Below are 12,054 nucleotides of genomic sequence, written 5' to 3' on the forward strand. Positions count from 1 at the left end.
TCGATTTTGGGCCCAGATGTAAGCACAGGGGATCAGGGGTACCCGGGCTAGCCTCCGAAGGGGACAATCCAAAAGCGACCTACTGCAACAAGCAAGGCGACGGCACCAAGTACGATGCTGGGCGCGAAGGCCTTGAGGGGGTCGCCATCCTTCGCATGTATTACGACAGCACCGATCATTGTGAGTAGCAGTCCGGTCGCTGCGATAGGCACCAGGATCACGGCAATTCCGGTCACAGCCGGCAGGATCAGCCCCAATCCGCCGAGGATCTCCGCTGCGCCAATACCTCGTACTTGCGCGTCAGAGAAGTGCTTCATCCAGGCCATCTCGTCTTCGGACTTCTATCCCTTAGACAGTTTCATGGCGCCGGCCATGACGAACGCTACGGCCACGACAGCGGCGGCGATCCAAAGTGCGATATTCATTAAGCATCCATCCTTATTGAGGTGTCATCTCACCCATTGTCCAACGCAGTCACGGACGCGAAACTCCCCGTCGCTGAGTCGCCTTTCCTACCAGGTGGTTAGCGGTCAAATCCTCAACACAATAGGCTGGGCAACATGACTCATACACCCCACGCGGCCAGCGAGGCCCGCTACGACGACATGAACTACCGCCGCTGCGGCAAGTCCGGAATCCGCCTTCCCGGCGTGAGCCTGGGCCTGTGGCAGAACTTCGGCGGTGCGAACGCCCTGGACACCCAGCGCGACATTATTCTGGACGCGTTCGACCAGGGCATCACGCACATCGACCTGGCCAATAACTACGGCCCTCCCGCGGGCAGCGCCGAGGAGAACTTTGGCCGCGTGTTCGCGTCCGACCTCAAGCCGTACCGCGACGAGATCCTCGTCAGCACCAAGGCCGGCTACTACATGTGGCCTGGTCCGTACGGCGAGTGGGGCTCGCGCAAGTCTCTGCTCGCCTCGCTCGACCAGTCACTCACCCGCATGGGCCTGGACTACGTCGACATCTTCTACCACCACCGCCCTGACCCCGACACCCCCATCGAGGAGTCGATGATGGCGCTCGACGCCGCGGTGCGTTCGGGCAAGGCGCTCTACGCCGGCATCTCGAACTACGGACCCGAGGACACCCTTGAGGCCATCCGCATCCTGCGCCACCTCGGCACGCCGATGCTCATCCACCAGTTCCCATACAACATGTACGAGCGCACTCCCGACAAGGGTCTGCTCGACGTGCTCGAGGCGGAGGGCGTGGGCTCGATCGTGTTCTCCCCGCTTGCGCAGGGCATGCTGACCAACCGCTACCTTAAGGGCGTTCCCGAGGGCTCGCGTGCGACGCACTCGCAGTTCCTGTCCGAGAAACAAATCAGCGAGACCTACCTCGAGCGCACCCGTGCGCTCAACGAGATTGCCGAGGGCCGCGGTCAGACGCTCGCCCAGATGGCCGTCCAGTGGGTGCTGCGCGGCGACCGCGTGACATCGGCCCTAGTGGGCGCATCGTCTGTCGCTCAGCTGCGCGACACCGTTGGCGCGCTGTCGTTCGACCCGCTCACCGACGACGAGATCGCGGCCATCGAGCCGTACGCCGTCCACGGCACCCAGCGCGGCTAACTCGTAGCAAGGCCAAGGCGCGTGCGTCCTCACCCGAGGACGTACGCGCCTTTGTCGTTCTCGACCAGCGCGATCAGCCGGTCCTCGACCAGCGAGCCGAGGCAGCGGTCGAGTTGTCCCGGTTCGATGTCTTCCAGCACGGCCAGTCCGGTGACGTTCACGGGCGCCGAAGCCGCACGTAAGACCGCGAGGATGCGGCCCCGCACCTGACGGTCGGTTCCGTGCCACGCCTGGGTGCGCCGCGGCGCCTCGTCCAAGCCTGGCTTGCCCGCCGCCCGCCACGCACATTCCGCGGCAAGAGGGCACTCCTCGCACTTGGCCACACGCGCCGCACACACCAGCGCGCCCAGCTCCATCGAGCCCGCACTCCACGCCACGGCATCGGCCGCCGCCGCCGGAACCAACGCTGCGGCGAACTCCCGCTCGGGCCGAGCGAGATGCGCAGCCGGGAGTGGCTTCCCATGCCACGCGCGACCGATGACGCGCCGGATGTTGGTGTCCAGCACGACGGCACGTTGGCCAAAGGCGAATGCTCGCACCGCGGCAGCCGTGTAGTCGCCGACGCCGGGAAGGGCAAGCAGTTCGGCCTCGCCCAGGGCTGCGTCGCCACCGGGTACCACACCACCGTGACGCTCGACGATCGCGCGAGCGCATTCCCACAACCGCTGCGCCCGCCGGGGGTAGCCCAGCCGCCCCCAAGCGCGAACCGCGTCCGCCTGCGTGGATGCGGCGAGCGCAGCAGGCGTGGGCCACCGCAACATCCACTCGCGCCAAATCGGCTCAACCCTCGCCACTGGCGTCTGCTGCAGCATTATCTCGCTCACCAGCACTCCCCAGGGAGAGCAATCCTCCCGCCGCCAAGGGAGATCCCGCGCCTCGGAAGCGAACCAGTCGATCACTGTGCTCACCATCACTCCGTCACGCATGGCCGCCGTGGACGGCTGCGCGGCTTGAGGAGGCTTCGGCATGGCTTCATTGTTCCAGCCGCACGCGGGTTACCGTTATTGAAGGAGCGAGGAGGAGCCGTGGAAGGTCTGCGAAACCCTGTGGGCGATGAGCCGCCCGAGGTCTATTGGAAGCGACGCCTCATTGTGGGCATCGGAATTGTGGTTCTGATCGCGCTGATCTGGTTCCTCGTCTCCAAGGCAACGGGCAGCAGTGGTGAGCCCGCGAGCACCCCCACGGATGCTGCCACCACCTCTCCCGCGCCGACTACGGGCGCCACCACTTCACCGGATCCGGGCACCTCCGCGGACACCGCTGCCGCCGCGTCACGCGCCTGCGGGCAAGAAGATCTGACCGTCACCACCACCGCGAATCCTGATGAGGTGGCCGCCGGATCAGCCGTAAAGTTCGACGTTGACTTGGCGCAAGACGGTGCAGGCCCCTGCTTTCTCGACACCTCAGCGGAGGGGACCGAGTTGCTCATCACCTCCGGCTCCGACCGCATTTACAGTTCCAACGATTGCCCTGAGGACCAGGCGATTGCCTCCACTCAACTAGTGCTGGAGCCCGGAACGGAAGACACCGTCGCAGTGACATGGAACGGTCAGCGTTCGCTTCCCGACTGCGCTCCAGAAACCGCGGTCCCCGGAGCGGGCACCTACAACGCTCAGCTCACGGTGCAGGGCATCGAGAGCGAACCCGCTGTCTTCCGCCTCAAGTAGTTCCGCGAAGCCGGGCGCTAGTTGCGTGCCGGTAGCGCGAGCGAAACTGCCTCGGCCAGCGTGGACGCATGGTGAACCCGAATGCCCGCGGGCGACTTATCCCGCCCCGCGCCACCCGTTGACGTGGGCACCACAATGTCCGTGAACCCGAGCCTCGCGGCCTCGGCCACACGCTGAGCCGTTCCCGACACCGGGCGGAGCGCCCCAGACAGCGCCACCTCGCCCACGGCGACCCAGCCATCACGCACCGGGCGGTCCGAGCGCGCCGACGCCAGGGCGAGCGCGAGCGCCACATCGGCTGCAGGTTCGGTCACCCGCGCACCGCCGATCGTCGACACGTAGACATCGTCTGCTGCCACGGCGACGCCGACACGCCTGTGGAGCACCGCCAGGATCATCGAGACGCGCGACGAATCCATGCCGGATGTTGCCCTTCGCGGATTGGCCAACGCGCTCGGCGCCACCAGCGCCTGGATCTCCGCTGGCAGTGGGCGCTTGCCATCGATGGTGATGGTCGCGCAAGTGCCCGGCACCGGCGTGGTCTCCCGAGAAAGGAAGAGGCCGGAGGGATCGCTCACTCCCTCAATTCCGGCGTCGACGAGCTGGAAGCACCCAACCTCATCCACTGAACCGAAGCGATTCTTGATGGCGCGCAGTAGCCGTAGTTGGGAGTGCTGCTCGCCCTCGAACTGGCACACCACATCGACCAGGTGCTCGACGATGCGCGGTCCCGCGACGGAGCCATCTTTGGTGACGTGACCCACGAGCACCATGGGAAAGCCTCGCGTCTTGGCGGCCTGGATGAGCGCGGACGCAACCTCGCGGACCTGCCCCACCCCTCCCGGAGTGCCCTCAATCTGAGCCGAGGCGATGGTCTGAATCGAGTCCACCATCACCAAGTCCGGCTGCTGAGCGTCCAGGTGCGCCAGCACTGCGCCCAGGTCGGTCTCGGCCGCAAGCAACAGGTTGGGCTCTAGGGCGCCAATGCGCTCGGCACGCAGGCGCACTTGGCCCGCAGACTCCTCGCCCGTCACGTACAGCACCTTGCGTCCGCTGCGCGCGGCGCGGGCAGCTACATCGAGGAGCAGGGTTGACTTCCCGACGCCCGGTTCTCCGGCGAGCAGGATGACTGCTCCGGGCACCAACCCGCCGCCAAGAACCCGGTCAAACTCCCCCACGCCCGTGGGCAGACGCTCCGAGGCGGCTTCGGACACCTGTGAGATGGGCACCGCCGGCTGAGAGGCGGTCGTCGCCTTGGTGGCGGGACCCGAGGGGGTCGACCCGTTCTCCACCACCGTGCCCCACGCTTGGCACTCGCCACAGCGGCCCACCCACTTCACCGCCATCCATCCGCACTCGGTGCAGCGATACGCCGGAGTGGACTTGCGGGTGCTTGTTGCCATGGTGCTCACGGTATCCGAGGGATCAGACACTCACCGGCAAGGAACGCGGTCGACTAGGCCGTTTTCGCCGTAGGCTGGCGATATGTCTACCGAGTCCGAGACGTCACGGCATTCTTCGCCGTGGCACCGCGTCGCCCCGCGGAACGAATCCGCCGCCCAGAGCGCATCGGGCACGGACTCGGGCGACCAACCTGAGTCCATTTCGGACGCGCACGGACTGACCCCAGACAAGCCGCCACGACCCAGCGTCTTGAGGCGTACGGGCGTCCCTACGCCCATCGATGCCGATGCCGCCGAACTCGTCCCTGCCGTCACCTTGCCCGACGCCGCAGAGACGTTTCCCACGTCCGCCGTCACCACCGAGATTCCTATCGAGGGCACTAGCGCGGCCGCCGGTCCGACCACTAGGGTTCCCACCTCGCCTTACCTCTCCGCATTGACGCCCGTCGCCGGAGTCGAAAATGCTCAGCCCGAGCGGACTCGTGTGGGCCAGGACGGCTCCTCCCCCCCACCGGCCGGCGCATCGGCTCCGCGAACGGGTAGCGTGCGCAAGTTGGCACCCTCCGCAGCCGCCTTGCTCGCGATCGGCGAACTGCCTCAGTTTGACGACGACGAGCCAGCGTTCGTTCCGCTCTACGAGCCGTCCGCAGTAGGCGATGTGGACCAGGCCGAGTCCCCCCTCGCGCACACCACATTGGTGGAATCTGATGAGCCCGCTTATGAGCCTGCGGTAGCCGCCCCGGCATCGGTGCCGACGCCCATCGTCGTCGCGCAGCAACTCGAATCCAAGACTTCTCGCGTCACCCCAGCCGCATCTACTTCGGAGGACAACATGGCCACTGGATCACACGACGACGCCGCCACGGCCGACTTGCAAGCAGAGGGAACAGCCGGCGACCAGCCCAACCCCCAGACCGAGCCGACCCGCGATGCTCCGGCCTCCGCTGAGTCCGACGCCGCGGCCGCATCCTTCGAGTCAGCTGAGGCCCCCTCTGCCGACGCAGAGTCAGCCGAGGAGCCTGAGCCAGCCACTGGTGCGGATGACGGCGACAACGGCCTCCCCGTCGTCCCCCCAGTGAGCGGCGATGACGACGGCACCGACGGTTCCGGGCCAATGTGGAAGTCCCCGGCCTTTCTCATCATCGTCGGAATCGTGGTGCTTGTTGGAATCGGCTTTGCGGTGTGGGCGCTCTTCTTCAATTCATCGGAACCCGTGGAACCCCTCGAGGTCACGGTGACCGCAGAGGCCATGGCGACCATCGAGCCCGTGGCCCCCACGGACCCCTCCGACTTCCTCGCCGCGATGCCGACCACAGTGGGTGCATACGCGTTGACGAACTCGGTCGCAACAGTCGCAGATCCGGACGCCGAACCCGATGAGAGCGGCGTCGCGGAAAGCGACACGCTGACCTATACGGACGGCACCAACGAGATCCAGGTCACCGCGTGGCAGCACTACGATGTTGGCGCGGCGCAGACCACCTTCGAGGCCCTGAACGACGGTGGAACCGACCCTGAGCCTGTGGTGGTCGACGGCGCGGAGGTAGGCAGCCAGGTGACGATTGCCAATGGCGCAGACTCCACGATTCTGTGGATCAACGGCACTGCGGTATTCACCGCGGTCGGTCCGGCCGATGCTGTGGCTGGCTTCGTTGATGGGTTTGGGTTCTAGCGCAGGTAGCCTGGTCGTATGAGCGATACTGCGACCAACACCGCGCCCAACGCACCCCGCATTGCCATTCTTGGTGGCGGCGTCATGGGCGGCACCATCATCACCGCACTTCGCGTGGCAGGCTGGCCTGCGGACAAAATCGTCGTAGCTGACCGCGGCTCGGTGCGTGCGGCCGCGCTGCAGGAGGCGCACGGCATCGACGCCACGCAGGAGATCGCCCCCGCGGTAGATGGCGCAGACATCGTGGTCATCGCCGTCAAGCCTCAGCAGGCGGGCGACATCATGGGCGAGATCGCAGACAACCTACGCGACGGCGCACTGGTGATCACGGTCGCGGCCGGGCTGTCCTCCGGATACTACGAACAGCGTCTTCCCGAGGGCACTCCGGTGGTGCGCGCGATGCCGAACACCCCGTCCATCGTGGCCCGTGGTGTCACCGGCATCGCTGCAGGCAAGCACGCCGATCAGGCCCACCTGGACCTCGTCGCCGGCATGCTGAGCGCGACCGGCATGGTCGTCGGCATCGAGGAGTCGCAGATGGACGCACTGTCCTCGGTTTCCGGCTCCGGACCCGCATACTTTTACGCGATGGTCGAGGCACTCACGGAGGCAGGCGTCGCCCAGGGGCTAGACCGTGACCTGGCCGTCGCTCTTGCGACACAAACCTTCATCGGCGCCGCTCACCTGCTCCAGGAGACGGGTGACGAGCCGCAAGAACTGCGCCGACGCGTCAGTTCGCCCAAGGGCATTACGATCGCCGCGCTCGAGGCGATGGAGAACGCCGGCCTGCAGGGCGTTGTCGCCGCAGGAGCGAATGCCGCGGTAGCCCGCTCACGAGCGCTCGGCGTAGAACTCAGCCAGGATTAACCGGCTACGCCTCGAGGTCGAGTTCGCCTACGAACTCGTGGGCCTGAACGACCTCGTGCAACGCATCGACAAAGTGTGACTCGTAACCCTCGTGACCGAACGGACCGAGGTAATACTCGCGGGCGGCCTCCCGCTCGCCTGGAAGCTCCTTGTCCGCGAGCAAGCGCGCGACCCATGGAGCGACATCGTCATCCGGTTGGGCGAGGTATGACGCGGAGGCGAGAGTCGGGCGACCCTGAATGCGGACCAGCACATCCGGGCGCATCTCCATGATCGCAATGGGCTTGGCGCTGAAGAGGTAATCAATCGGCACGGCGGAGATGTCGGTGATTGCGGCATCGGACGCGTTGAAGCAGTCCACAAGTGACATCTCGGCAAACATCTCAGGTCCAAAGCGATGTGCGCGACCCGTTGCGGCAGCATCGGCCGCCAACAATGCCTGGATCGCCTGCACGTTCTGCGCGAGTTCGGCGGACTTGTTCGAGTACGGGTGCTCCCTGAAGATCACGGTTGCGCCCTGGTCGAGCAGCGCTTGCACAATCTCCGCGCCATGTGGCAGTGACGAGTAGTTGGCGTCGTTGAAGAAGCCGTTCCAGGTGGGGGCGTAGACCACAGTCTTGGGCCCCACGACCGGCATGGGCCCGGAGATCTCAGCCACCTGGGGGCGGCCAACAATTCTGAACTTGTCGCGCGGGATCTGTATCCCGTTGTCCCAATAGCGGTCAATGGCGGCCTGGCCCGCGACGAACAGCTCGTCGTACATCGCACTCACCGGGTTACGGCTCGACGGCTTGTCGCTGTCTCCGTGGAGCAGCTGGACGTGGTGGAGCTGGCCCCGACGAATCAGGTGGGTATTAGCTGCGGCGTTGTTCACGTAGAACACCGTTCCGATACCCATGGCCAATACGTCGTCGACCGCGCGCAAGGTACTGGAATAGACCACAGGCTGATCCGTCAGCTCACAAATCTCCGCGTACAGCGCCTCCTCGCGCACCATGATGACAAAGCGTTCGTCCAGTTTGTCAAAGAGGGGTAGCCACGTGTTGAGCTGGTACGAGGAGTTGGGGGGGCCGGAGATGTGGATCGCAAACCGGGCCCCAATTCCCTCGATGCGGAGTCGGGTGCGCTCCCGGTAGACCTTCCGGTTCACGAGGCGCCGCAACACGTAAAACGCGCCCAGCAGGAACAGCACCGCGGCGATCGTAGCGAAGATTCTTGCGGGGAATCCGGGCCACGTGCCCAGCGCGAGAATAGAGGCGCTCGCTGATAGCGACAGCGCCGCGAGGGCCCAAGGCAACGAGCGTGAGACGCGAACTGAGTCAAGGTTGAGGCGGAGGTCTCCGCGCGTCGCTGGCTTCAGCGCCACCGTAGCCAACGCCACCGCGGCGACACCGACGGCAACGATCGCCGCGGCCTGCCATGACAAACTGCTGCCTTCCCGCTCCGCGTATACCGCGAGCGCGCCAAGAGCGAACCACTTTGCGGCCGCCCCGTCTGCTGCTCCGGCCGCCAACCGACCCACCGGGCCGATATTGGGGAAGCGGGAGTGCATCCGTTTGGACACGGGGGTCGCCAGCGACGTTGCGATCAGCAGGACGACGAGGGCAACTACCGCCCAGTCGAGCCACCCTGCGTCGATGGCAGCCGCGACAACGACGACGACGCCCATAATGAGCGGAGCCAAGCGTCGCGGCTTCACGAGTGAAGTCAGCGAACGAAACACCGGCGACTACTGACGGACAATGACGTTTTGCTGATCGACATACTGGCCGGTGGGGCCGAGCATCGTCTCGATCACCTGCGCCACGTGCTGCGGCTGCATGATGGTGCTTGGGTCCTCTTCTGGCGCGAGCACGCGTCGCAGTGCGGTAGCCGTGCGACCCGGCGACAGGCACACTACCCGCGTGCCGTAAATCTTGAGCTCGTCGCGCATGACCTCTGACATGTTGATCACCGCGGCCTTTGACGCCGAATAGGTTAGCCAGCCTGAACGGCCGTTAATACCAGCGGTGGAGGCGATGTTGACGATAACGTCGAAGCGGTTTCCGAGGTGCAGAAGCTCCTGCACCAGGGTGAACGGCGCGTAGACGTTGACCGCCATGGTGCGCTCGAAGTCCTCAAAGTCCACCTGGTGAATCGGCACCGGGTTGGTGTAGCCGGCGTTGTTCACGAGGTAGTGGATGGTGCCATGAGCCGCGTACAGCTCTCCGATCGCGACTATCAGCGCGTCGCGGTCGCCCACGTCCACGATGCTGCGAACGAGCGTGACGCTGTCGCCCATCTCGGCATCGAGTGCCGCAAAGTTGGCGTCGAAGTCGTCCGATTGGCGCGCCATCAGGATGACCGTGGTGATGTCCAGGTCCGATGCGGCGAGACGGTGGGCAGTTTCCAAGCCAATGCCCTTGGAGGCACCGGTAATAAGTGCGGTCTTAGACATTCTCGTCCCCCTCGCGGCGCAACAGCATGGTCGCGAGGTTGACGTCGCCCGGCGTGGTGACCTTTAGGTTGTGTTCTGAGCCCTCGACAAAATAGACGTCGATGCCAGCGTCCGCGCACATCGTCGCGTCCTCGGTGTAGTGAGTTCCGGAGGCGCTCGCGAACTCATGGCCCTTGCGCAGATCTGCAAGGTTGAACTTCTGAGGCAACTGAACGTTGCGGAGGCGCGAGCGCTCGAGGCTTCCCGTTACGCGGCTGGTGTCAGGGTCGACAGGCGCGACTGTGAACGAGATCTCGCGCATGAAGCCCACATTGGCGTGCTGTGAATTAATCAGCGCGCGGAAGTCTTCCGCCGTGACAATTGGGCGTGCGCTCTCGTGTAGCAGCACGTCCTCGTTGGTGACCTGGTCAAGCAACAAAGCGACGGAATCCTGGCGCGTCTGGCCTGCGTCGGCGTACTTCACCGGGGTCTGAATGGCGTAATCGCGCACCAACTCCTCGAGCGTGTCGCGGTGTCCCGGGGGGAAGTTGAGCACAATTTCGGTGATCTCTGCGACCTCGTCGGCAGCCTTGAGTGAGTAGACGACGATTGGAACGCCGTTGATTTTGACGAATTGTTTAGGTCCGGCGGTGCGCGCACGGGCACCCACCCCACCGTTGAGCAAGATCAGAGAAATCACGATTACTCCATAGTCTGGGGAATCTGCAGTCGGCATAGTCTATCTTGCGGGGTTTATCGCGTTCGAACGCGCGATGCGACGGGGTGGGCAGAAGGTCCCGCGGCCGCGGGCATTGCGCCACCTATATTGGCTTATATGACCTTGGCCGCGCCAAGGTTCCCAGTACTTGGCGCGGCGCAGTGCCCCCAACCAAGGAGTAACCGATGCGCATTGGAGTCCCCAAGGAGTCTCGCCCCGGCGAGCGCCTGGTCGCCGCCTCTCCCAAGACGGTCGGCCTGCTCAACAAGCTGGGATTCGAAGTCGTCGTGGAGACGGGCGCCGGTATTGCCGCAAGTTTTCCTGACCTCGCGTACGTTGGCGCAGGCGCGACGATCAGTGACTCCGGTGGCGTGTGGGCGTGCGACGTCGTCACAAAGGTCAATGCTCCGGACGATGCGGAGGTTGCCGCATTGCGCCAAGGCTCCCTCTTGGTTTCGATGCTGGCGCCCGCTGACCACCCAGAACTGCTCGATGCTCTAGCGGAGCGTGGGGCGAGCGCTATGGCGCTTGACGCCGTCCCGCGCATCTCCCGCGCGCAGGCGCTCGATGTCCTCAGCACCATGTCAAACGTTGCGGGGTATCGCGCCGTGATCGAGGCTGCCGAGGAGTACGGCGGCATGTTTACTGGCCAGGTCACCGCGGCGGGCAAGACAAACCCCGCGAACGTCTTCGTCATCGGAGGCGGGGTCGCGGGTCTCGCCGCGATCGGCGCGGCCGGCAGCCTGGGGGCCCAGGTGAGGGCGTTTGACGTCCGCAGCGAGGTAGGGGAGCAGATCGAATCAATGGGCGCGCAGTTTGTGCAGGCCAAGTCGGCCCAGCAGGAGGTCAGCGCCGACGGCTACGCGAATGAGCTCACTGCGGAACAGGAAGAACTCACCGCGCAGATGTACGCCCAGGAGTCCGCGAAGGCGGACGCCATCATCACCACCGCGCTCATCCGCGGTCATGCACCGACCACCATCACTGCGGAGATGGTGTCTCGCATGCGGCCCGGCAGCGTCATCGTGGACCTCGCGGCACCAGCCGGCGGCAACTGCGAGCTAACGGTTCCCGGCGAGAAGATCGTCACCGACAATGACGTGATCATCATTGGCTACACCGACCTCAGCAGCCGCATGCCGCAACACACCTCGCAGCTCTTCGGCACCAACATCGTCAATCTCATGAAGCTGCTGACCCCAGCCAAGGACGGCCAGGTCGCCCTCGACATGGACGACGTAGTCCAGCGCGGCATGACGGTCGTCAACGCAGGTCAGATCCTGTGGCCCCCGCCCCCCGTTCAGGTGTCGGCCGCGCCCGTGGTGGCCGCTCCGCCCGAAGTGGACACCGCCGAGCAGGCCAGAGTCACCGCGGAGGCGACGCGCCGCAAGGGCCAGAAGCAGCTCGTGGGCTACGGCCTCGCCGCCGTCCTGCTCATGTTGGCCATCACCTTCTCGCCGCCCGCCTTCCTCGGCCACTTCACGGTGTTCATCCTCGCGGTGTTCGTGGGCTATTACGTGATCTCCAACGTGAGTCACTCGCTTCACACGCCGCTCATGGCCCAGACCAACGCGATCTCCGGAATCATCCTGGTGGGCGCCATGCTGCAGATTGGTAGCGACCAGTGGTGGGTGACGATCTTGGCGGTCGTTGCCGCAACCCTGGCGAGCATCAACATCTTCGGTGGCTTCCTGGTCGCGTTCCGAATGATCGGGATGTTCAGGAAGGAGTCCTGAC

The 12,054-nt window shown here is 65.1% G+C and carries 11 protein-coding genes; 5 read left to right on the forward strand and 6 right to left on the reverse strand.

The genetic code is table 11. From position 1 onward, the window contains the following. Window positions 1–47: 47 nt before the first annotated feature. Window positions 48–317 carry a DoxX family protein gene (locus tag AOP77_RS04590; RefSeq protein WP_201774086.1) on the reverse strand — a complete coding sequence of 90 codons (270 nt, stop codon included), beginning with the start codon at window positions 315–317 and terminating at the stop codon, window positions 48–50. Between the two features lie 243 nt (window positions 318–560). Between AOP77_RS04590 and AOP77_RS04595 the strand changes: the two genes are divergently transcribed. After that, on the forward strand, window positions 561–1,574 hold the full coding sequence (locus tag AOP77_RS04595; RefSeq protein ID WP_062209920.1) for an aldo/keto reductase: 1,014 nt from the start codon (window positions 561–563) through the stop codon (window positions 1,572–1,574). Window positions 1,575–1,603: 29 nt separating this feature from the next. Here the strand turns inward: AOP77_RS04595 and AOP77_RS04600 are convergent, their stop codons facing one another. After that, the gene (locus AOP77_RS04600) at window positions 1,604–2,542 is read right to left on the reverse strand and encodes an HhH-GPD family protein (RefSeq protein ID WP_062209923.1); all 939 of its coding nucleotides are present in this window, start codon (window positions 2,540–2,542) and stop codon (window positions 1,604–1,606) included. Between the two features lie 57 nt (window positions 2,543–2,599). Here AOP77_RS04600 and AOP77_RS04605 point away from each other — a divergent pair, with 57 nt between their 5' ends. Further along, a complete protein-coding gene (locus AOP77_RS04605; protein WP_152649769.1) occupies window positions 2,600–3,241 on the forward strand; it encodes a hypothetical protein in 642 nt (213 codons plus the stop codon). A 17-nt stretch (window positions 3,242–3,258) separates the two neighbouring features. Here the strand turns inward: AOP77_RS04605 and radA are convergent, their stop codons facing one another. Continuing rightward, complete coding sequence (gene radA, locus AOP77_RS04610) at window positions 3,259–4,644, reverse strand: DNA repair protein RadA (protein ID WP_062209930.1); 1,386 nt, start codon at window positions 4,642–4,644, stop codon at window positions 3,259–3,261. An 82-nt stretch (window positions 4,645–4,726) separates the two neighbouring features. Here radA and AOP77_RS04615 point away from each other — a divergent pair, with 82 nt between their 5' ends. Continuing rightward, entirely contained in the window at window positions 4,727–6,316 is a 1,590-nt protein-coding gene (locus AOP77_RS04615) for a hypothetical protein (protein ID WP_062209932.1), read from the forward strand. An 18-nt stretch (window positions 6,317–6,334) separates the two neighbouring features. After that, window positions 6,335–7,183: a pyrroline-5-carboxylate reductase gene (proC, locus tag AOP77_RS04620; protein ID WP_062209934.1), complete on the forward strand. Its 849-nt coding sequence runs from the start codon at window positions 6,335–6,337 to the stop codon at window positions 7,181–7,183. A gap of 4 nt (window positions 7,184–7,187) precedes the next feature. Here proC and AOP77_RS04625 read toward each other — a convergent pair whose 3' ends face one another. The 3 genes from AOP77_RS04625 to AOP77_RS04635 are packed head-to-tail and all read right to left on the reverse strand — an operon-like array spanning window position 7,188 to window position 10,299. Then, window positions 7,188–8,882, reverse strand: coding sequence for a CDP-glycerol glycerophosphotransferase family protein (locus AOP77_RS04625; RefSeq protein ID WP_152649770.1), 1,695 nt, complete (start codon window positions 8,880–8,882; stop codon window positions 7,188–7,190). Window positions 8,883–8,912: 30 nt separating this feature from the next. Continuing rightward, complete coding sequence (locus tag AOP77_RS12100) at window positions 8,913–9,620, reverse strand: SDR family NAD(P)-dependent oxidoreductase (protein ID WP_084622302.1); 708 nt, start codon at window positions 9,618–9,620, stop codon at window positions 8,913–8,915. Next, on the reverse strand, window positions 9,613–10,299 hold the full coding sequence (locus AOP77_RS04635) for an IspD/TarI family cytidylyltransferase (RefSeq protein WP_062209938.1): 687 nt from the start codon (window positions 10,297–10,299) through the stop codon (window positions 9,613–9,615). Before AOP77_RS04635 ends, AOP77_RS12100 begins: the two co-directional genes overlap by 8 nt. A 203-nt stretch (window positions 10,300–10,502) precedes the next feature. On the opposite strand from AOP77_RS04635, the gene AOP77_RS04640 reads away from it, so the two are divergent. Continuing rightward, window positions 10,503–12,053: a Re/Si-specific NAD(P)(+) transhydrogenase subunit alpha gene (locus AOP77_RS04640; RefSeq protein WP_062209940.1), complete on the forward strand. Its 1,551-nt coding sequence runs from the start codon at window positions 10,503–10,505 to the stop codon at window positions 12,051–12,053. The last annotated feature ends 1 nt before the right edge of the window (window position 12,054 follow it).

Origin of the sequence: Demequina oxidasica (assembly GCF_000975115.1) — a bacterium.
Lineage (GTDB): Bacteria > Actinomycetota > Actinomycetes > Actinomycetales > Demequinaceae > Demequina > Demequina oxidasica.